The 21,924-nt window shown below is 60.2% G+C and carries 19 protein-coding genes and 1 tRNA gene; 1 reads left to right on the forward strand and 19 read right to left on the reverse strand.

Going from position 1 to position 21,924, the window contains the following annotated elements; genetic code table 11:
- Positions 1-2 precede the first annotated feature (2 nt).
- The 17 genes from C1717_RS05945 to C1717_RS06025 all read right to left on the reverse strand — a co-directional run bounded on the left by C1717_RS05945 (position 3) and on the right by C1717_RS06025 (position 18,138).
- Positions 3-1,676 carry an ABC transporter substrate-binding protein gene (locus tag C1717_RS05945; RefSeq protein WP_102372260.1) on the reverse strand — a complete coding sequence of 558 codons (1,674 nt, stop codon included), beginning with the start codon at positions 1,674-1,676 and terminating at the stop codon, positions 3-5.
- Positions 1,677-2,214: 538 nt separating this feature from the next.
- Complete coding sequence (locus tag C1717_RS05950) at positions 2,215-3,759, reverse strand: CCA tRNA nucleotidyltransferase (RefSeq protein ID WP_102372261.1); 1,545 nt, start codon at positions 3,757-3,759, stop codon at positions 2,215-2,217.
- A 67-nt stretch (positions 3,760-3,826) separates the two neighbouring features.
- Positions 3,827-5,176: a C1 family peptidase gene (locus tag C1717_RS05955; RefSeq protein ID WP_102372262.1), complete on the reverse strand. Its 1,350-nt coding sequence runs from the start codon at positions 5,174-5,176 to the stop codon at positions 3,827-3,829.
- Positions 5,177-5,255: 79 nt separating this feature from the next.
- On the reverse strand, positions 5,256-6,182 hold the full coding sequence (locus tag C1717_RS05960; RefSeq protein ID WP_102372263.1) for a 1-phosphofructokinase family hexose kinase: 927 nt from the start codon (positions 6,180-6,182) through the stop codon (positions 5,256-5,258).
- A gap of 108 nt (positions 6,183-6,290) precedes the next feature.
- A complete protein-coding gene (locus C1717_RS05965) occupies positions 6,291-7,220 on the reverse strand; it encodes a 1-phosphofructokinase family hexose kinase (protein ID WP_102372264.1) in 930 nt (309 codons plus the stop codon).
- A gap of 112 nt (positions 7,221-7,332) precedes the next feature.
- Complete coding sequence (gene ptsP / locus C1717_RS05970) at positions 7,333-9,036, reverse strand: phosphoenolpyruvate--protein phosphotransferase (protein ID WP_102372265.1); 1,704 nt, start codon at positions 9,034-9,036, stop codon at positions 7,333-7,335.
- A gap of 126 nt (positions 9,037-9,162) precedes the next feature.
- On the reverse strand, positions 9,163-9,426 hold the full coding sequence (locus C1717_RS05975; RefSeq protein ID WP_102372266.1) for an HPr family phosphocarrier protein: 264 nt from the start codon (positions 9,424-9,426) through the stop codon (positions 9,163-9,165).
- A 157-nt stretch (positions 9,427-9,583) separates the two neighbouring features.
- Positions 9,584-10,720 (reverse strand): AAA family ATPase, encoded by a 1,137-nt coding sequence (locus C1717_RS05980; RefSeq protein ID WP_180965856.1) that lies wholly within the window; start codon positions 10,718-10,720, stop codon positions 9,584-9,586.
- 241 nt (positions 10,721-10,961) lie between these two features.
- Positions 10,962-11,038 (reverse strand) — tRNA-Arg (locus tag C1717_RS05985).
- A gap of 373 nt (positions 11,039-11,411) precedes the next feature.
- Positions 11,412-12,338, reverse strand: a complete 927-nt coding sequence (locus C1717_RS05990; protein ID WP_102372268.1) for a transketolase family protein — start codon at positions 12,336-12,338, stop codon at positions 11,412-11,414.
- Positions 12,331-13,218 (reverse strand): transketolase, encoded by an 888-nt coding sequence (locus C1717_RS05995; protein ID WP_102372269.1) that lies wholly within the window; start codon positions 13,216-13,218, stop codon positions 12,331-12,333. The genes C1717_RS05990 and C1717_RS05995 overlap by 8 nt, the downstream gene beginning before the upstream one ends.
- A gap of 46 nt (positions 13,219-13,264) precedes the next feature.
- The gene (locus C1717_RS06000) at positions 13,265-14,152 is read right to left on the reverse strand and encodes a MurR/RpiR family transcriptional regulator (RefSeq protein ID WP_102372270.1); all 888 of its coding nucleotides are present in this window, start codon (positions 14,150-14,152) and stop codon (positions 13,265-13,267) included.
- Between the two features lie 26 nt (positions 14,153-14,178).
- Positions 14,179-14,631 carry a PTS sugar transporter subunit IIA gene (locus tag C1717_RS06005; protein WP_102372271.1) on the reverse strand — a complete coding sequence of 151 codons (453 nt, stop codon included), beginning with the start codon at positions 14,629-14,631 and terminating at the stop codon, positions 14,179-14,181.
- An 87-nt stretch (positions 14,632-14,718) separates the two neighbouring features.
- Positions 14,719-15,588 (reverse strand): ketose-bisphosphate aldolase, encoded by an 870-nt coding sequence (locus C1717_RS06010; RefSeq protein ID WP_102372272.1) that lies wholly within the window; start codon positions 15,586-15,588, stop codon positions 14,719-14,721.
- Positions 15,589-15,597: 9 nt separating this feature from the next.
- Positions 15,598-16,695, reverse strand: a complete 1,098-nt coding sequence (locus C1717_RS06015; RefSeq protein WP_102372273.1) for a PTS fructose transporter subunit IIC — start codon at positions 16,693-16,695, stop codon at positions 15,598-15,600.
- Positions 16,696-17,019, reverse strand: coding sequence for a PTS fructose transporter subunit IIB (locus C1717_RS06020; protein ID WP_102372274.1), 324 nt, complete (start codon positions 17,017-17,019; stop codon positions 16,696-16,698).
- A 27-nt stretch (positions 17,020-17,046) separates the two neighbouring features.
- Complete coding sequence (locus C1717_RS06025) at positions 17,047-18,138, reverse strand: class I mannose-6-phosphate isomerase (protein WP_102372275.1); 1,092 nt, start codon at positions 18,136-18,138, stop codon at positions 17,047-17,049.
- 346 nt (positions 18,139-18,484) lie between these two features.
- On the opposite strand from C1717_RS06025, the gene C1717_RS10480 reads away from it, so the two are divergent.
- Positions 18,485-18,691, forward strand: a complete 207-nt coding sequence (locus C1717_RS10480; RefSeq protein ID WP_146003662.1) for a hypothetical protein — start codon at positions 18,485-18,487, stop codon at positions 18,689-18,691.
- A gap of 100 nt (positions 18,692-18,791) precedes the next feature.
- On the opposite strand, the gene C1717_RS06035 is transcribed toward C1717_RS10480, so the two are convergent.
- Positions 18,792-19,367 carry a DJ-1/PfpI family protein gene (locus C1717_RS06035; RefSeq protein WP_102372277.1) on the reverse strand — a complete coding sequence of 192 codons (576 nt, stop codon included), beginning with the start codon at positions 19,365-19,367 and terminating at the stop codon, positions 18,792-18,794.
- Between the two features lie 465 nt (positions 19,368-19,832).
- Positions 19,833-21,881, reverse strand: coding sequence for an LTA synthase family protein (locus C1717_RS06040; RefSeq protein ID WP_146003663.1), 2,049 nt, complete (start codon positions 21,879-21,881; stop codon positions 19,833-19,835).
- Between the last annotated feature and the right edge of the window lie 43 nt (positions 21,882-21,924).

A 21,924-nucleotide genomic window follows, 5' to 3' on the forward strand; every position in this document is an offset into this window, starting at 1 on the left:
ACCTACCAGCTCCACCGGTCGACGTTGTTCACCAGCGACCAACCGTGTCCGTGCGGATGGGGCTTCTGCTCCGCAACCGAGAGGCCCGTGCGCTTGAAGTAAAGATGGTCGACGTTCGCGATCCACGCCCACGTCGCGGCACCGCAAGGAGCGAAGCCGTCCTCGCCGTCCCAAGCCGCCAAGCGCCAGTGCTCGTAAGAATCCTCGATCGCGGGCTGAGCAAGCGCCTCGTCGAGATGCGCATCGATCGAGGAGCTCTCGTAGCAAGAGTAATTTCCCCAGCCCGTTGAGTAGTTGAGCGCGTAGACCTCGATCGGCGAATTCGAGCCCCAGCCCCAAAGGACCGGCTGATCGAACTGGTGGGGATAGATCTCATCCCAGCTGCCGCCGCGGGGACTTGCCTCGATGCCGAGCTCCATGAGCTGCACGGAAAGCTCGTTTGCCATTGCCTGCCGCACCGAGTCGTCGGAGGAATACCAGAGGTCGAACGCTGCGCGCACGCCGTCCTTCACACGCACGCCGTCGTCACCCGGAAGCCAGCCCGCCTCATCGAGCAGCGCACGGGCGCCGTCCGGATCGTATTCGACGCGCATGTCCTCGCTCGACCACGGCATGTCGTCACCGACGCTGAAAGCCTCCTTGCCATAGCCCGAGAGCACGTGGTCGATCACCTGAGAGCGGTCGATCCCTTGGTTGATGGCTCGACGTATCGCTAGGTCGCAAGTGACGTCGTTGCCGGTGGGATAAGCCATGTCGCCATCGACCACCTTGGTACCGCCCGCGGGCAGACACGGCAACGAGATGCCGCGCGAGTCGACCGAGTCGTATGCGACGAGTTCGTAGCCATCGTAGCTTTGCCCTGCATGGGTCGCGTAGGTATAGGCGATATCCACCTCACCCGCCGCAACGGCCGCCAGCGCCGCGTCCTCGTCCATGAACACCACGACCACCCGCTCCATAAGGGGCGCCTCACCGTAATAATCCGGGTTCGCGCGGAATATCGCCTGCTGGCCCCGGTCCCAGCGCTCCAGCAGATAGCGGCCGGAACCGATGGGGTGCTCCCCGTAGCTCTCGTCATACGCGTGCTCGGGCACGATGCCCAGCACCGCGAGCGTGTAGAGCAGGGCGTTGTAGGGTTTGTTGAGGCGGAGCTCCACGGAGTAGTCTCCCGTCGCCACGGCCTCGTCGACCATCGAGAGGTCGGCCTCGGAGACATCGCTCGCCACGATCGAATTCACGGTGAAGACGACGTCGGCCGCCGTGAGCGGCTCGCCATCGCTGAACACCGCGTCGTCGCGGATAGTGAACGACCAGGTGAGGCCGTCTTCCGAGCAGCTGTACTCCGTCGCCAGGTCGCAGACGAACTCAAGGTTCTCGTCGGTGGTGATGAGCGTGGACTGGATGAGCGGCTCGTGCACATGCTCGCCGCAGCCCCATGCGATGAGCGGATCGAAGCCCGCGGCCGGCTCGCTGCCCCCATTCATGGCAACGATGACCTGGGTTGCCGGCTCATCGGCAGCGGACCCGGCGGCTGATCCTGAGACGTCTCCCCCAGAGCAGGCGGCTTGGGTCCCCGCTACCGCGAGCGCCGCCGCGCCAGCACCTGCAACCGTCATGAATGTGCGGCGCGTCACACCCCCGTCGGCAGAAACCGCATTCCCCTCAGAATCAGTCATAGCGCGTCCCTTCGCAAAGACGGGGCACGCGCCCCGATCGTCTTGGTGTTACGGATAATAACGTTTGTGTTACCGTTGCTATAGTAGCATAGCGCGGCATGCGTTCTGCGCCCGCCCGAAACGCGCCCGCACAGAGCTCGCCCCCCGAGCAAGCCGGAGGAAGAATCACATGCGAAGGTCGGCTGGCGCGCACCCAAAAGTATGCAAATAATCGCTGAGTGGGTCTTTTTCGACCATTCAGGGAAAATCTGAGTACGTTTTCCTCGCGACCGAGATTCCTCGGAAGGCCGCTACCTGCGTGTTTGTAAAAGTAGTTCCCATTCGCAGAAAAATTGAACTCGAAAAAGTACACACTATTTCAACGAATGGGTTCGTTGGAAAAATGCAATGCAAAAGTTGGATGAGTGACCGTGATTCCGCGCCGTTGGGTCCAAAAATTCAACGAGTGGCAAAGAAACGACGGCATCAAATTCAATAATCAAGCGAGTGGGAGCTGCCTCACAAAATGCAGTGCATAATTTCAACGAACGGCACGACCTTAGTCGAGCTTGAGGAACGCAAGCAGGTCGGCGCGATCGTTCGCGACCACGCCGTCAACCACACCGGAGAGCGCGCGCTTGAGCAGCTCGCCGATGCGCGGCCCGGGCTTTACGCCGGCAGCGATGAGGTCGCGGCCGCCCAACGCGAGCGACTGCAGATCGTAAGCCTCATGATTTGCAAGAAGCTCGCGCACCATCTCGCGCATGCGTTCGATCTCCTCGACATAGTAGAAGCACGAGGGCGCCTTGCCGAGCGTGTCAGCGCGCTTGATATCGAACAGCTCGTTTGCCAGCCGTGCGGTATCGAGCCCCTCTCCCGAGAGCAAGCCGAGCATCTTCAGCAGGTCGGTGCGCTCGGCACGCAGGGGCAGATCGTGATAACGGATGATAAGGCATGCATCGCGGATGAGCTCGGTAGGGCACGCGAGCCGGCGCATGATTGCCTCCGCTTTGCGCGCGCCGAGCTCGGGGTGGCCATAGAAGTGCCCGTTACCGCGTTCGTCGAGCGTGAAGCAATCGGGCTTGGCGATGTCGTGGAGGAGTGCCGCCCACATGAGCGAGGGTGAGGGCGGGCGGCTGGGGTCTCCTCCATCGATGCGCGCGGCGGCAAGTTCGCCAGCGACCGTGAGCACGCGCGCGATGTGATCGTAGACGTCGAAGGCGTGGTAGCGACTATGCTGGTCGAATCCGCGGCACGGCGCGAGCTCGGGGATGGCGGCGCACATGAGCTCGGGATAGCGGATGAGGGCATCGCCGCCGTGACCCGTGGCAAGGATGCCGTCGAGCTCCCAGCCCACCCGCTCGCGCGCGACGGCGTCGAGAAGCGGTGCGCAGGCGGCGAGCGCACAGGCCGTGGCGGGGTCCATGGCGAAATCGAGCCGGCATGCGAAACGCACGGCTCGCAGCATCCTGAGCGCATCCTCCTCGAAGCGACGGCGCGGCTCCCCTACCGCCCGAATGACGCCGCGCTCAAGGTCGCCCGCGCCGTCGTAGAGGTCGAGCAGGCCGCGCTCGGGATGCCACGCCATGGCGTTCACTGTGAAGTCTCGCCGTGCGAGGTCATCCTCCACGCAGCTTGCGGATGTGATCTGCTCGGGATGGCGTCCGTCGGTGTAGAACCCGTCCACGCGATATGTGGTGACCTCGATGCGCTCGCCTTCGCAAACCGCGGTGATGCCGCCGAAGCGCGTCCCCGACTCAATCACACGTATGCCCGCCGTCTCGAGCGCCCGCTCGTTCTCCTGCCAGCCGCCCGCGCAGCAAATGTCGACATCGTGGCTGGGAGCGCCGCGCATCGCGTCGCGCACCCAGCCGCCGACGATCCACGCTTCATAGCCGGCGCCCTCGAGGGCCCGGAGCACCTTGGACGCCGGTTCTGAGAGCTCCGTGCCGTTAAGGGCGGGCGCACCAACGCATACGGGACCAGAGGGAGCTGTGCCAGAGCAGGCAGCGTCGCAGGGAACGCTATGGGCTGCATCGGATACGGCACCGGGCGCGCCTCCGCACGCAGCAGCATGCACAGCACCGATCGAGTCGCTCACCATGTCGCCCCCTAACCCTCAGCATGCAGTAGGCACCAGTATAGCGCGGCGGCTGGCAGGCAAGGCGCGGCTACCGAGCGAGCGCTCCCATGGGGTCCCAGGGCGCAAGCTCGACGGGCTCGCTCTCGTAGGCGGTGAGCTCCTCCGCCGTGAGGTACTTGCGGTCCACTACAACCTGGTAGACGTACTCGTCAAACCAGCGCGCCGAGCCGATGTCGTAGCCCTTCTTGCCGCGATCGGCACCCCAGCTGTTCTCGATGCGCCACAGCGTGGGCTCACCCGCCTCGTCGAGGTTCACGCCCTGGAGCGTCATGGCATGCGTCATGAGCGACTCGCCGTAATCGAGCCGAGCCGCCTTATCGAGTCCCGCCTCGATGGGCAGGTCGAACAGGCGGTCCACGTCGAGCGCCTCAGGGTCGATCACGCCGTCATCACGGAGGAATCCCTGGTCGACATCGGAACCGAACCATACGGGCAAACCATCTTCGAGCTGGGCGACCGCCGCGCGGCGGAGCGCCTCGATGGGAAGGTTCACGTAGCGCACGGTGCCGTCCTCCACCACGTTACCGAGGTACTTTACCGTGTAGGACCGCATGTAGGGCTTGTCCGCGGTAGGCGCGTTGATGACGGAGACGTAAGCATCCAAATCCATGTCGACGAACTCGGCGAAGAACGCCTGCGGCGTGTACGTGCCGCTCGCCTTGAGCTCGTTCTTCTCGTCGCGGATGCGCACGTCGAAGGTCGCCGGCGGCTCGCCCAAACAGATCGCCAGCACGCGGTAGACGCCGTCCATGAGCTCCCGTTTGATGGCATCGAGCGCCGCGGCATCGGCGCCCCCTGCGACGGCGTCGCGCAACCGCTTTGCACCATGGCGCAGATAGCGCGTGAGGTACTTGTTGAGGTCGCCCGTGCTGGACGAGCAGGCCGTCTCGGGCATGGCCTCCTTGGGCACCACGCCGTATTTCTTGACGAGCGAGCGGAACATGTCCCACTGCCCACCGTCTCCGAGCGGATCGCGCAGCAGGTAGGCGACCTCGCGCGAAGCGAGCTCGTCCGCAGCGGTGGCGATGATGTTCTCGAAGAACCAGTTCGAGCGCTCGTACTTGTCCCAAAACAGTGGATAGGCTTGGCTGAGCTCGAACGTCTTGAGCCCAAGCTTCTTCATGATACGGTACCGCATGGTGTTGAGACTCGCGAACATCCAGCAGCGGCCCGAGCGCTTCTGGTCGCAAATCTCGCCCTGCTCGAGCTGGATGTCGAAGGTCGTGGTCGCACGCGAGGCGATCTCGGGGTCGCGTGCGGCGGAGCGCACGCCGGCGCTCGTCACGGCATTGCGGGCAACGAGGTTCGCGCGCTCGCTGGCAAAGCGCTCATGCGCTTGCTCGATATCCCCCAGAGTTATGGAACGGTCCCTCTCCATGCGATCTCCTATCCAAAAGTCCCGGCGATACCCCACGAAGAAGCGCGACAGCGGCCGGGAGCACCGCACACCACAGCCCTTACCGTACCCGCTGGACCTCGACATGGCGCAGATACTCATCCACCTTCGCGAAATCACCCAACCCGGGGCATTCGACCACATTCGCCCCCGTCGCCATCGAGAGCGCAAGCGCCTGCTCTGGATCCTCGCCGGGACGCCACCGCGCAAGGAACGCACCGAGCGAGGCATCGCCCGCGCACGCCGTGGAGAGGACCCGCACGGGCATCTTGGCACGCGCATACCAGAGGCGCTCGCCATCGCCAAAATACGCTCCCCCGCTGCCGAGCGTGAGCAAGATGTATCGAGCGCCACGGCGGTGCAGCTCGCGAAGGGCCTCTGCCACCGCCGCGTCCTCCCCTGCCGTCACCGCAAAGCCAAAGATCTCGCGCAGCTCGTCGTCGTTGGGCTTGATGAGGAGCGGACGCTGGGCGAGCAAACGAGCGAGCTGCGAAGACGAGATATCGAGCACGACCTCGCCGCCGCGTGCCCGCACGCGCTCGATGACCGCGGGCAGGAAGCCCTCGCGCACACCGGGCGGCATCGAACCCGACACGACGAGCAGCGCCAGGTCGTCGAGGCCACCGATGAGCTCCAGCATGCGAGCCTCGTCTACAGCCGTTACCGGCGCGCCCGCGTTCACGAGCTTGTACTCGCCCGAGTCAGAAGTAAGGAAGACGTTCACCCGCGTAACGCCGTCGATCCAAACCGGCTCCACCGCGCACCCCAGAGCACGGGCGCCGTCCACGATATAGCGACCGGAGAACCCCGCGAAGAACCCTAGGATGGTGGAGGCGACGCCGTAGTGCGCCAACGTGAAGGAGACGTTCAACCCCTTGCCGTTGGGCGTGTACACCGCATCGCGGGTGCGCGTCACCGCATCGGGTACGAGCGCGTCGCAGGTGATGTTGTAGTCGATCGCGGGATTTGCGGTGAGCGTGTAGATCATGGAGTCCCCTTAGGTCGCGACGTACCCTAACAAGAAGCGCCCCCGTGCCAAACACGAGGGCGCCAAGACCGACCCACGTCAAGCGCAGGCAGCAGAGAAGCTCAGATGCTAGCGCGCGAGCTTGCGCACGGTCACGCGCTTGCTGTACTCCTCCACATGGCCGAAATCGCCCAGACCCACGCTCTCGGCGACGTTCGCGCCGGTAGCCATGGCGAGCTTGAGGGCGTCCGCGACGTTGTCGCGATCGTGGTACCACTTGAACAGGAACGCGGCGAGCGTGCAGTCGCCAGCGCACACCGAGCTTACGAGCTTGATGTTGAAGTCGCGTTTGGCGTACCAGATGTCCTCGCCGTTCGAGAAGTAGGCGCTGCCGCGGCTACCCATGGTGAGCAGCACGTTCTGCACGCCGGCCTCATGCGCGAGGGAGAGCGCGCGGCGGGCGTCGTCGTCGGTGTCGATCTGCACGCCGAAGATCTCGCGCATCTCGTGATGGTTGGGCTTGATGAGCAGCGGGTGCTTGGAGCACAGCGTCTTGAGCTTATCGCTGGAGAGGTCGAGCACCACGTCGGCGCCGCGCGCCTGGGCATGGTCGACGACCTTGTCGAGGAAGTCCTTCGAAGCCCTGGGCGGCAGGGAGCCGGACACGATCAGGCAATCGAGGTCACCGGTGTTGTCGAGGATGTTGAGGAGCTCCTGCTCGCCCTGCGGGGTGAGCACCGGACCAGGGTTGAGCACGCCGTACTCGTTCTCGCCATCGTTGAAGTAACCGCAGATGCGGGTGATGCCGTCGATCCAGACCGGGCGGCACAGGCAGCCGGAGTTCATGGTCTCATCGACGACGTACTTTCCGGTGAAGCCGGCGAAGAAGCCGAGCGCGACCGAGTCGACGCCGAACTTCTTGAGCGCGAACGACACGTCGAGGCCCTTGCCGTTGGCCGTGTAACTCGCGGAATAGGAGCGCACGTTCTCGTTGGGGACGAGCGTCGGGCACTGGACCGTCATGTCGACGGCGGGGTTAGCCGTGAGGGTATAGTACATAGCTGATACCTTCCTTTCGCACAAAACTGCACGGCGCAAGCATAAGCGCGCCATGCAGCGATTGCAAGCATTTGCCTTGCGGGCCTTACCGAGCCCTTACGAAGGCTCCGCCCTAGCGAGCGGCCTTCAGGAGGGCAGCCTTGACCTCTTCCGCGGTCTTGAGCTGCATGACCTCGGCCTCGAGAGCGTCCGCATCGGCCTTGGACCACTGGGAGATGGTCTTGCGAGTGCGCAGGATGCTCGGCGCGGAAACCGAGAACTCCTCCATGCCCCAGCTGATGAGGAGCGGCGTGAGCAGCGGGTCGGCCGCGGCCTCGCCGCACATGCCCACCATGATGCCGGCGTCGACACCCTTGGTGATGATGTTCTTGATGGCGCGCAGGACCGCCGGGTAATACCAGCTGTAGAGGTAGGAGACCTTGTCGTTGCCGCGGTCGGAAGCCATGGTGTAGCCCGTGAGGTCGTTGGTGCCGATGGAGAAGAACGCGGCTTCCTCGGCAAGCAGGTCGGCGATGTTGGCGGCGGCGGCCGTCTCCATCATGATGCCGACCTCGATGTCCTCGTTGAACTTGTAGCCCTCGGTGCGCAGCTCCTCCTTGCACTCCTCGACGAGCGCCTTGACCTGGCGGACCTCCTCGACGCAGGTGACGAGCGGGATCATGATCTTGATGTCCCCGAAGGCGCTCGCGCGCAGAAGGGCGCGGAGCTGGACCTTGTACTCGTCGGAGTTATCGAGGCAGTAGCGAACGGCGCGGTAGCCCATGAAGGGGTTGTCTTCCTTCTGGAGCTTGAGATACGGGATCTCCTTATCGCCGCCCACATCGAGCGTGCGGATGATGACCGGTGCACCCTTGAGGGTCACGGCCGCCTTGCGGTACGCCTCGAACTGCTCATCCTCGGAGGGAAGCTCCTTGGCATCCATGAACAGGAACTCGGAGCGGAACAAGCCGATCGCCTCGGCGTCGTGGTCCACGGCGCCCTTGGCATCCTCGGGATTGCCGATGTTGCAGGCGAGCACCTTCTTGTCGCCATCGGCCGTGACCGTGGGCTTACCGAGGAAAGCCTCGAGAGCATGCTTCTCCGCAGCGAAGGCCGCGGCGCGCTCCTGGTAGTCGGCGAGCGTCACCTCATCGGGGTCAGCGAGCACGTGGCCGTTGATGCCGTCGACGATGGCGGTCATGCCGTTGTGCAGGGCACCGCAGGCGTTCGCGACGGACAGGACCGCCGGGATCTCCAGGGCGCGGGCGATGATGGCGGAGTGGGAGGTACGGCCGCCGACCTCGGTAACGATGCCGACTACGTTCTCTTTGTCGATGGTGGCGGTCATGGACGGGGTGAGGTCGTGCACCACGATGATGCTGCCCGCAGGAAGCGCGGAGAGATCGACCACGTCGCGGCCGAGCAGCTCGGCCAGGATGCCGGTGCGGATGTCGGCGATATCGGCCGCGCGCAGACGGAACATCTCGTCATCCATGCTCAGGAACATGTTCTCGAACATGGTGCTCGTCTCGACGAGCGCCTGCTCGGCGCAGGTGCCGCTGTCGATGGCGTCGTTGATGCCGTCAACCAAACCGGGATCTTGGGCGAGCATGATGTGGCCGCTCATGATCTCGGCCTCGTTCTCGCCAACCGTGACCTTCATGCGCTCGGCCTGAGCCTCGGTCTTCTTGCAGAAGACGTCGAGCGCGGCCTGGTAGCGCGCCTTCTCGGCCGCAGCATCCTCAACCGCGTGCGGCTCGAAGGACAGGTCGGGCTCGACAGCCAGGACAACCGATCCGATGCCGATGCCCTCGGATGCATTGACTCCCTCGTACATGTGCAGTTCCTCTCTCCGTGCAACCCGGGCCCCTATACCCGGGAACAGAAAAGCGCAGGCACCATGCAGGCACCTGCGCTCTCCACACAAACTTAGTTGCTCGCTATGCGAGACATGGCAGGTGGTCTACTCGCCGAGACCGCTCTTGATGAGATCGATGGCGGTGGTGAGGGCGTCGGCCTCATCGGCACCATCGCAGCGAATCTCAACCTCGGTCCCGCAGGGGATGCCGGCAGCCATGAGGGCCATGGGGCTCTTGCCGTTGACCTCCTTCTCGGGGGTGACGACGGTCACGTCGCAGGCGAACTTGCCCATGGTGGAGGCGAAGAGGCCTGCAGGACGCATGTGAAGACCCTGGGGGTTGACGAGGGTGACCTTCTCAGAAACCATAGTTGTCTCCTTTTTTGCATTGTCCCGGTGCAGCGAAGGCTCCGGGCCCACATGAACGACTCTCATAGTTTAACGCATGCCGCCGCCGTTGCACGGCAAGATTTGCGAGCGGCATGAGACGATGCGAATTGCGGCACGCGACGAATATCCCTAAGCGTTACACCCCTTGCGTGCGCTTTAGGAAGGCGTCGAATCGCGGGACGGTGAAATCGATCTCTCCCCTGCCCGTTGCGTAGATGAGGCCCTTGTTGATGAGCTTGGCCCGGAAGGGGCTGATGGCTGTGACCTTGCGCCCCATCGCCTTGGCGACGTTTGCGATCGTGCACGGCAGCTCCTCGCATGACGCCATGGCTTGCAGAAACTCCTGCTCGCGCGCCGTGCAGCGATTGAATCTCACAAGGAAGAAACCCTTATCGAGCCTCCTGTTGGTCTCGTCGATGTTGGCAGCCACGTCCTCCACGGTTATACGAGACCCGTCGCAGCGCTCCCAGATCGTCGAACACATCTCCTGGATGAAGTACGGGTAGCCAGCCGTCTCCTTGACGATGAGCGCAACAGCATCATCATCGTACGCCACTCCGAATGGCTTAGCCGGCTCGATAACCGCCTCCGCCGCAGCGCTCGCACTCAACGAGTCAATTTCGATGAACTCAAAGAGGCGTTCGGAATACGATTTGACATCCCCAGCGTCTTTAAGAATCCGTGGGAGACCGGCGCAGAAAAAGATGATGGGCAGGTTGAGCTGACTCGTGCGGTGAAGTGCCGTCATGACGGCCTCCAGCTCTTCTTTACGCGCGTACTGCACCTCATCGATGCAAAAACAAATCGTCTTCTTGCATTCCCGCGCACATTTACCAAGCTCAACAAGCAGCTGGGTCAGATCGTTCGACAGGTCACCAGTTCCCGCGGTCGCCGCGGTTAGCGCAGCGTCATTAAGACCCAATGACAACGTATTATCCTCAGGATTCCACGTTGCGGTGAATGATTTTGCGACCGATACAACTCTGTCGAGCCAGGCTTTGGCAGCTTTCATCGCACTCAAGCTCACCACAAAGGCATTTGATGCGCTCGCCAGCGTCTTGGTGAGATCGCCATCCTCTTTGACTTCGATATGGCGGCATAATACCTCGAGCTTATCAGCCTCCTCCTCAACTGCGTTGAGCAAGACGGTTTTTCCTACACCACGTAACCCGTAGTAGATAACGGATCGAGCCTGGTATCCTTCGGAAACCGCCTGGAGTCGCTGCCGAGCGCTATCGACAAGGTTGCCGCGACCCGCCAAATACCGAGGCATTACACCCGCTCCTGGAGTGTATGGATTGCGGAAGTCAATCATTGCATCTCCAATCACATTCATGGAAATGAAACGTTATAAAGCATTATAAATCATAGGTGGATAATACACCATGCCCGAGATACACAACGATGGTGACTGCGGCGTTGCCCAAATAGATGGCAGCATCGATGCACAATGCATTTTGAGCTCGCATACAGTGAACTCACGTGACATTTAATTCTCGTGATAAAGAAAGGACTGGTGCGCCATGGGGGATTCGAACCCTCGACCTTGAGATTAGAAGTCTCCTGCTCTATCCAACTGAGCTAATGGCGCACATTAAGCGACGCGCAGCGAACAAGCACCGCCACGCGAACCGATTATAGACGATTTGCTTCTATTTCCGCACTCATAAAGAGCGCGATCCGGAAGTGCGGATGTCAAAGAAGTTGTCTCACATGTTTCAATCCACGCATAAGATGCGACGAGACGGATTATAGAGAACAAGTCAACTTCTGTTCCTCTGAATATCGTTTTGATAATGCCTACAAATCCTTGTCTACATCCATGCGGGAAATAGCGAACACTTCGAAGTCGCTATTTAAAATCTCAATCAAATGGCGGCCACCGCATATCCGGTAGCCGCCATGATCTACTCCTTCGATAGCGGGCAAGAACAATGAACAATCGAGAGTAAGCTCGCCGGAAACTAGCGAAGAAGATCAAGTACCGCTGCCTTGATTCCCTCCGCATCGAGCCCGAAATGCCTGAGCAGCGCTTCAGCAGAAGCCGAGGTGCCGAACGACCGCATACCGACGAACCTCATCGGTGTCGGGCACCTCTCGGCAAGCAGCCCGGCGACTGCGGCGCCCATACCGGTCGCCACGCAGTGGTCTTCCGCGGTGACCACATGCCCGGTCTTGGCGACGCTCGCGCAGATGAGGTCCTCGTCCAACGGCTTCACCGACTCGATGTCGATGACCTCGGCGGAGACACCCTCCGCAGCGAGCAGGTCCGCCGCCTGAAGCGCCTGCTCCACCTCGACGCCGCAGGCGAGCAGGGAGACGTCCGCGCCCTCGCGCAGCACGGTCGCCCATGGGAAGGAGCCCTTGATCGTCTCGTCATAGATCTCCGCAGTCGCGAAGCGCGAGAAGCGGATATAGACAGGGCCCTCGACATCTGCTGCGAGGCGGATCGCCGCGCAAGCGGTATGGTAATCCGCGGGCACCAGGACGCGCACGCCGGGAAGGCCGCGCATGAGGCCGATATCTTCGAGCATCTGATGCGTCGCCCCGTCTTCGCCCACCGTGATGCCGGCGTGCGTGGGACAGACCTTTACGTTGAGATGGGACTCGCAGACGGTATTTCTGATTTGGTCGTAGCACCTACCTGTACCAAAGGCGGCGAACGATCCGGTGAACACGGTACCGCCGGTGAGGGCGATACCCGCTGCGGCACCCATCATGTCCTGCTCGGCGATGCCGACGTTGAGGAGTCGGTCGGGATAGGCGTTACCGAACACCTGCAGCGTGGTCGCCCGCGCCAGATCCGCATCGACCGCGAAGATATCGGCCCCTTCCTGGGCGAGCTCCACCAACGTGGCGCCCAGCGCCTCGCGCGTCGCCCTCTTACTCATTGCCCTCTCCCCTTTCCATCGCCTCGCGCTCAGCTGCGAGCTCTGCAAGCGCCTGCTCGGCCTGGGCGGAATTAGGAGCTCCTCCGTGCCAGCTTACGTTGTCCTCCATGAATGAAACGCCCTTGCCCTTGACCGTGTGGGAAATGATGGCGCGGGGACGGGTGTCTCGGACTCTTCGGGCCGAACGCAGCGTCCCAAGCAGCCCCTCGATATCGTGGCCATCCACCTCGAAAACGCACCAGCCGAATGCCTCCAGCTTCTGCCGGAGGTCGCCCAACGTGCACTCGCTATCGACCGCTGTATCTAGCTCCAAGCGGTTCTGGTCCACGATGAGCGTCAAGTTATCGAGCCTATGATGGGCGCCGAGCATGAGCGCCTCCCAGTTCGACCCTTCCTGCAGCTCGCCATCACCAACCAGGACATAGACAGACCGCTCGGAAGACCGACCTTCTGTAGCCTTTCCTTTGAGCGCCCACGCCGCACCTACGGCGATGGGCAGCCCCTGGCCCAAAGACCCTGAACAGACCTCGACCCCGGGGCACGCGTTGCTGTCCGGATGTCCCTGGAGCTTCCCGCCGAGCGTTCGCAACGAGGCGACATCCTCATCATCGATCCAGCCTAGGCGATGAAGCGTCGCATATAGCGCCGGCGCCGCATGGCCCTTGGAAAGGAAGAACAAGTCGCGCTCCGACCAATCGGGATCATCCACATCGATCCGCAACACGCCGCCTAGGTACAGCGCAGCAAGGATGTCGACGCAGGATAGCGAACCGCCGGGGTGTCCCGACCCGGCGCGCGCAATCATCGAGACCACATCCACACGCATGTCATTCGCGGCAAGACGCAAATCGCGCACGGAACCATCAGGTACTGCCTCCATGGCACTACCTCCATTCATAATCGGTTTTCGATGTACGGAACTCGTCTTACGAGAGCAGCGGGTTGGGCACTCCCTTGTCGTCGCGCGCGGTCTTCCAGTGGAGCAGATAGCGTTCGCGAACATCCTTCGCATGCCTGAACAACAGCAAGGTGAGCATGTCGAGCACGAAGAACGTCGAGTTGTGCGAGAACGACATCTGCCCGGTAAGCGCCCGGTCGCGCGTCGCCGCCTTGAGGAACAGCGGTGTACGCTGGGCGAGCGGTGACGTCTCGTCATTGGAGATGACGATGACCTTGGCTTGACAGTCCTCGGCGTTGTCGATGATCGCCGCAAGGCGCTTGGAATGACCGGAGTTCGAGACCACGATAAGGACGTCGTCCTTCTCCAACAGAAGGGACTCGAGCGACATGCCCTCGGTGTTTACCGGGCAGCTCGCATGCACGCCCATCTGCATGAACTTGAACGAAGCATTCATGCTTATAGGAATCGAATTGCCCACCGAAGCGAAGAGCACCTGCCGCGCCGAGAGAATGGCGTCGATGCATTGCTGCACTACGTCGAGGTCCAAGCCGGAAACGGTATCGATGATCTCGTCGGTCTTGAACTTGAGGATGGCATCGATCGACTGGCGCAGGTCGTCGCCGGTGAACGCGGACGGCTCGTCGCTCGGAGAGTCGATCCCCATGATGCTCTCGCGCGCGAGCGCGAAGCGGAAATCCGAAAAGCTCTCGAACCCGAGCCGGCGCGAGAAGCGCGAGACCGTCGCGATCGAAGCGCCGCTCGCCTCGGCAACCCGTTTCACACCGAGCATAGAGACCTCAGCAGGCTCCTGCGACAGCACGAAATCTGCAACCTTACACTCAGCTGTAGAAAGGTTGTCGCGTTTCGCGCAGATCTGGCTCAAGACACCGCTAGCGGCCTTCGTGCCGACCATGCCAACACCCCCTGCCCCGCAGAACCCTATCCGCACATCAATCGTACTATTTCCTCGGGACTTTGTGCATGACGCACCTGGACGACCAGATCGTCGTCCGCGAGCTTCGTCGCCACCTTCGAGAGGAGCACCAGATGCTCTCGGGCCCCTTCGTTGCTATCGCCGGCGCAGAACAGAAACACCGCGTCCACATCGCCACCGTCGAGCGTCTCCCACGCAATGGGGTGCGCGAGCGTCGCAACGGCGACAGCCGGCACCGTCACGCTCGCGCTCTTGCCGTGGGGAATGGCGATGCCGCCGCCGATACCCGTAATGCCCTCCGTCTCGCGAAGGTACACGTCGGCAACGAAGGCTTCGAGGTCATCAACGTAGCCCGCATCGACCAGCACTCTGGCGAGGTAGCGGATGGCTCCGTCCTTATCGGCAACGTCCACGCCCGTGTGAACCATCTGCGGCGTGAGCACGTCCCTGAGCTCCATCTCATGCCCTTTCTATCCGGGGCGGTCGGTGGAAACCCCATCGACCGCCCACCAGTCCATCACGTTAACGAGCAGAAACCAAGCTCGTCACGCAGCGCGCCAAAGCGACGCCTTGCCCACGGAGCCGAAGAGCTCCATCTTCTCCAGGACCGTCTCGCGCACCACCTTGATGGTGGGGCCAAACACCTGCGGGGGCATGAAGTTCCCCGTATCGCCGTAGATTCCCATCGCGGTCTGGAAGTACACCTGCTTGATATCGCTGGAGATATTCACCTTCTGGATACCCAGCTGGCATGCACGGGCGATCTCCGCATCAGGGTTGTCGCTCCCACCGTGGAGCACCAGAGGCACCGGCGCAATCGCCGCGATGCGCTCGAGCAAATCGAGCTGCAGCTGCGGCACGAAGTCCTTGGGATAGATGCCGTGCGCCGTTCCGATGGCGATGGCCAACGCGTCGACGCCGGTCTTGCCCACGAAGTCGGTCACGTCGTCAGGATCCGTATACACCACGTTCTCGACGCCGCCCTCGTCGGAGTTGCCCATCGTGCCGATGGTGCCGATCTCCCCTTCGACCGAGACGCCCATCAGGTGAGCGAGGTGCACGACCTCCTGGGTAAGACGAACGTTCTCCTCGTACGGCAGAAGGGAGCCGTCGATCATGACCGAGGTGAAACCGGCCTTTATGGCAGCGGCGCAATCCTCGATCGTCTTGCCGTGGTCAAGGTGGATCGCCACGGGAACCGGGCTCTTCTCGGCGCGGGCGCGCACGAACGTGAAGAAGTCGGGGGTGGCGAAGTTGAACTCGCCGGGTGCGAACTGCAGGATGACGGGAGCGTCGCTCTCCTCCGCCTGCTCGAGCACGGCACGCACGAGCACAAGGTCGGAGGTGTTGAAAGCACCAACGGCGAACGAGTGCTCCTTAGCCTTGCCGAGCAGCTCTTTAAGCGTACAAAGCATCTTGGCCCCTTACATGATCTCGATGTCGAGGTCGTCGAGCTCCTCCTCGGAGAGCTCCTCGCCCAGGTCGATCTCGCCGGAATCCTCGTTCTGGTCGACGGGCTTCTTGATGAAGGCGAGGATGACGCCGGTCACGACGGAGCCGATCGCAAGGCAGAGCAGAGCGCGCAGCGGATCGCCAAAGAACGGGAAGGCGATGAAGCCGCCGTTGAGCAGCTCAGAGGAGTTGCCCCACATCATGGAGAGACCGCCGCAGACGAACGCACCGCACACGCAAGCGAAGACAACGCGCACCAGGTCACGAGCAGCAATGGGGATGACGCCCTCGGAAATCATGAAGCAACCCATGGGGACCGCGGCCTTGAGGGTCTCCTTCTCGGCCTTGGTGAACTTGTTGCGGGCGATCAGTGCCGCGATGGCGATGCCGAACGGCTGGGTCATGCTGCACATGATCTGGACGACCTTGGCGTCGGTGATGCCCTCGGTGTAGAGCGCGTTAACGAACGCCGTCGCAGCCTTGTTGACCGGGCCGCCGAAGTCGAACGTCACGAAGGCACCGAGCACGCCACCGTACAGGAAGCGCGAACCGGAGGACAGGGAAGCCAGGATGGCGGTGAGCTGAGCCATGAGCCAGGTGATGGGGCCCTGGATCACCGCGTACATGATGATGCCGCCGATAGCCGTAGCCAGAAACGGTATCACCAGCATGCCCTTGAGCGATGCGATCGATGCCGGCAGATGGATGTACTCCTTGCCCAAACGGACGAGGATGCCGATGAGCACACCGCCGAGCATGCCGCCGATGAAGCCGGTGTTGAGGTTGTAGGCGACCCAGCCGATGATGAAGCCAGGTGCCAGCGCGGGCTTCTCGCCCAACGAAAAGGCAATGTAGGCGCAGAGCATGGGCACCATGAGCTGCATACCGAGGTTACCGGTCTGATACATCCAGTATCCGATGCCGGAGGTACCCAGGTTCGCGACGTCGGTGCCCGCGATGGCGCGGCCGATGGCCATCGTGAGGCCTGCGCCGACAACGAGCGGGATGAAGTACGAGATACCGGTCAGGATGCACTGCTTGACATCGTTCCAGGAGATGATCTTCTTCATTTACTTGACACCCCTTTTCGCCATGGCGCGCTCGATCTTCTGGATGAACGCAGTAGGGTTCTTCACGACCTCGGACGTACCGACCTTGACGGTCGGCTTGCCCTGGAAGCGCTCCATCTTGTCGATGGCGACGTCGATTGCGAGGACGACGATATCGGCAGCTGCCACATCGTCCGCGGTGAGCTCATTCTCGATGCCGATACTTCCCTGGGTCTCGCACTTGATGGTGTGGCCGCGAGCTTCAGCGGCCTTCACGAGTTTCTCGCGGGCGATGTACGTGTGGGCAAGCCCCGTCGTGCATGCCGCTACGGCGACGATGTTCATTGCTTTCCTCCCTGATGCTTACGATTGCTAGCTGACGATGCGCGGTACTCCGATACCTATCCTTGCGCTCCCTCCCTTCAGCACAAGTTCCTTACACGCCGCGGGGACGCATGCCCCGTAGCCCTGTCCGAGACGATACGTCCCCGATACCGCTTCGAGCTCGACATCGCCCTCGAGGGCGACGAGAACCCTATGGCCGTCGAACGCCGGCAATGCATACGAGCCGTGCACGTTCGCAACCTCGACCTCAAACCCTTCGCCTTGCTCAGAGCCGATGAAGGAGAACCGCTCTCCGCCCTCGGCGCTATCGAGCAACGTAGGCTCCATAACGCAACGACGGCGTATCTCTTCTTCCGAGTAGGTGGTGTAATCGAACAGCCCCAGCCCGTGCTCGACATCGAGGCCGCCGAAGAGCTCCTCATCGGTGAGCGTAAGGCCGTTCACCTCGCGCTCGAGGCGGATGGTCAAGTCGTTGCACTCGTGGAACTCAACGAAGAGGCAGCCAGGGCCGACGCAATGCGGCATACCGGCGGGAACGAGGACAACGTCTCCCTGACGGACCGAGATGCGATGCAGGCATCCCAACATGCCCTCGATATCCTGATCGAGGAAGAGCTGCTCGAAGCGCTCCCGCGTCACATCCGGACGGAAACCGACGTACACGCACGGGTCTTCGCAGTCTTCGCGCGTCCGTGCGATATACCAAGCTTCGGTCTTTCCCATCGGCATACCGAAGTACTTTTGCGCATCAGCCTTCGTTGGGTGGCACTGCATCGGCAGACGTACCGTGGTGTCCCCCACGCGTGCAAGAACGGAAAGATGCCCGGGATTGTACTCTTGGAAACGAGTTCCCAGCACGTCGTCCGGATACGCCTGGATGATCTTATCCAACGGCAGTGCACCTTGCTCGTCGATCGTCACGCTCACCGCGTAACCCTTGGGCTTTCCCGTGACGATGGCGCCTATCGAGGAGACGAGCAGCTCCTCGCAATGATGCCCATCAGGCTCGGGATCCGCATGCCGCCATGCAGCCAGCGCGGAACCGCCGATGTAGAACCGGTCGATTCTGTTGTCCTTGAACAGAAGGGGAACGTTTGCGAGCCACGAAGGCACTTCCATACCTACCACCTCTCTCATAGGAGGCTTTAAACGATGTTGGCTGCAACCATGGGAACGCCGGATAGACCGACCGCTTCCTTATCCTCACAGTATGGTGTTTATTTTCTTGTTGTCTATTCTGTTTGAGAATCTTTTTCATGACCGGTTGAAAACACCCGGTAGACGGTCGGATAGCATGGGAGGAGAATCTTGCATCGTCATCTACTGCGCCAATAAAGCGCCGATAGGATCAAACAGAGGGCCTTAAGTGATGAGGGACGGTACAATTGGGCTCGGACCGCATGGCTGCCTCCCCGGCGCAAAGGTCACGATGCTTTAGGGCACCAATAAGATTACGCGGGGTGACATGATGTCGCATTTGATGGCATATACGCTGATCGGCTTGGCGATTGGGCTGCTGGTCGTTTTACCGGCATGGGTCATCATTTCACTCGCCAGCAATGCGCGGCGCCAGGCAAAATGGAAGTCCATGAGCCGCCATATCATCAACGACGCGCGCAATGGCGCAGCAAATCGCACGCCGACAGGAACAAATGGCGAGCGACACGAATGAGCCCGCTCCCCGCGCCCGGATAGCGACATCCCGCCCACTCCCTTGAGAGCAGACGGGATGACGAGTCAACCAACGACAGGCGAAGCAAAGAACGAGTTGCTTAGATCTCGATCTTGGCGCCGAGGAGCTTCACGAACTCACGGCAGCAGGCGGTGTCGCCGGGCCACGCAGGCGAGGTCACGAGGTTGCGGTCGACGACAGCCTGGTCAGCCGGAACCTCCTTGTAGGTGCCGCCAGCGAGGTTGATGTCGGGACCGACGGCGGCATAGGCGGTTGCGGTGTAGCCCTCGAGCACACCGGCGGCGGTGAGGACCTGCGGGCCATGGCAGATCGCGGCGACGGGCTTGCCGTCGGCAAAGAACTCACGGACGATCTCGAGCACGCGCGGATAGAGGCGGATGTACTCAGGAGCGCGGCCGCCGGTGATGTAGAGACCGGCGTAGTCCTTCGTATCGACGGCGTCGAAGTCGGCCGTGAGGGCGAAGTTGTGGCCGCGGAGCTCGGTATAGGTCTGCTCGCCGAGGAAGTCGTGAACGGCGGTCGCGATGGTGTCGCCAGCCTTCTTGTCCGGACACACGGCGTCGACCTGATAGCCGAGCATCGAGAGCGCCTGGAACGGCACCATGGTCTCGTAATCCTCCGCAAAATCGCCGCAGAGCAGCAGAATCTTAGGCATGAAATCAGCCCCTTCGGGTTTCCGGGCGGGAGCCATTTCCCGCGTAGATTTAATTTTGGCCCTAGAGGCATGCTCACGCAAAGCGCCATTCGATTAACGGAACGAATAAGTCTACGACCGGCAATAGACAAGAATCAGCATGCATCCACATTATGCAGCAAGGGCGATAATGGATTACTCGATAAGCGATTTGAGATGCTTTGGGAAGGTGCTATGGCAGGCCTCGCACTTGGAATGAACACCGAGTGACAAGACGCAAGCGATAAATCGAGGCAATCGAGCCACAATTCAAGATAAACTCTTTCAGAGCCTGCCTAGTCTCATTCTGTATGGGGATGTAAGTAGATATAGAAATTGTACAAGATGTTATGCGTATGTATTGATTTGACAAGAGTTCATAGTTGCTTAGTATCAAGTGGTTCCGCTAACCGATTGAGAGCCCGTGAGGCAGTTATCAGCCACGCTTCACACCCTGCTGCCAAAATTAAGATACTGTAAGAACTCAAGATCGTTTACCGCTGAAAGCCGATCATCTGCGAGAAGATCGAGCCACAAGCCTTCAGCATTTCTATATCCAATAGCATTAATTGCCGATACTCTATCTCGTAGCGCAAGAACCGCTTTCTGATAGTCAGTCAGCGGCGCACCAACAATCTCAAGTAATCTTGCGCCGAGCATATTGGCACTCAAGTCTTCACGCTCAGATACTTGAGCGTTACCGGCAATATCATAGTTCGCCCAGATAACGTATTGTGTAGTATAAAGCCGCTCTACAGTTGAAATATCTTCAACCCCCGGATGCATTGCGTCGAAGAATACACTCGAGATTGCCGGCTGATGATCTCCAAAAACTAAAACGATGACAGGCCTTTCGAGAGTGCGCAGCTCCGCAATGAAGTCCGACAGTGCCCTATCCGACTCCTCAACGCATGCAAGATAATCATTCATCTGGGCATCCATGCCATCATCCGTCATTGGAAAGTCAAAATACGGCAATCCCTGAGCTGTCATACCAAGGGTGTATCCACCATGATTTTGCATCGTGAGGTCAAAAATGAATTGAGGAGAAGGATCTTCGCGCAAAAGCTCAAGAATTTTATCGTAAGTCGCAGCATCACTAACACCGCTATGAAAGAGATTCGACCCCTGAAAATCATCAATATCTAAAAACTCGTCGAATCCCAACGCTGGATACGCTTTATCACGACTCCAATTTGTCGCCAAGTTCGGATGCATGGCAATGGTCCTATATCCCAGGTCAGAAAATTGACGTGGAAGACTAGCAATATTTGCTAAATTGAACGCGCTGTATGGGTAACATGCCGTACCGAGGAAACCCATAGTATTTCCAGTAAGAAACTCAAACTCTGAATTCGCAGTTCCTCCGCCGTGCACAGAAACTGACAGATTGCCCATCAATGCAGCATCAGTTAGCGAATTCTGGAAGGAGGAGCCTGGGTAATCAACCCAGAGGCCGTCCAGCACGGGACCTAAATCCGCATAAGACTCATTCATAATCGCTACGACAGCTGGCCGCTGCTCTACAAACTGCATCTGGGTCTCATCCGTAGAGAAGTTCGCATCATACTGCTCCACAAGTCGATCCTCTATCGACTGAGCAGATTGTTCTGTATATCCAACTGGGATTTGAACATTCATCTCCTGAGCCAAGGCTAGAAATGATGGTATAAACCCCTGGGTTTTATACGGGGGCAGAGGTTGCCAGAATGCCTTATCCAGCCCAAAAGTGTCTGCAAGGCTAATACTTTGAAAGCAACAAATTGCCAAGATAAGCATGCCGCCCGAGACCAGCGAGTTCAGTGCGCATTCTCGAATGACCGCATGCCTACCATCAGAGAATACAGGATTCATGAACTGCAGCAAAAATAAAACGACACCGCATGCGAGGATTAGCCAAAGCGCCGACTCGGGAAGGATGTAGTCGTACCCTCCGCTCACCGCAGCAGCAGTCCCAATAGCAAACACATCGCTGGGAATTATCGGTGCCCCTTTATACGAAACCACAAAGAATTGAACAAAGCCTATGCCCGTAAAGAAAAGAACCCCTACAGAAACCAGGATTCCAGTACGCTGGCCAGCAAAGTAAAGCATGACCAAAGTGACAGCGATAGCAGTTAGCCCAATTAGGACGTAATTCACCTGCATCTGCATCAGCCAGTCGTTCCAAAGCACCTCGAGAGCAACAAAGGAATAGATCGAGGCGATTAAGATAAGAAGTGCATCGCGCGCAACGATATAGGCCACGAACACAGGGTTAGGTGCAATCCAACGTTGCAAAGCAACCACAGTTCGAAAATAAGAAAGAACAGCAAATAGGATTAAGCAACAAATTGTTATTGCCGTAGGAAAAAATACATCGCCAGTTTCAAACTTACCAGCTAGTGCCCAAAGAACAATAAACATCGCCAAGGCAACAAATGGAGCTGGACTAAGGTAAGAGACAACTTGACTAATTAACCGGCGCCTGCCGCCTCCAAGAACCCGATAAGCCATGTATGCGCTAATCGATAGCAGCAGCGTCGCAAACAGCAATAAC

This window comes from Enorma phocaeensis (assembly GCF_900186505.1).
In the GTDB taxonomy this organism is placed as follows: domain Bacteria; phylum Actinomycetota; class Coriobacteriia; order Coriobacteriales; family Coriobacteriaceae; genus Enorma; species Enorma phocaeensis.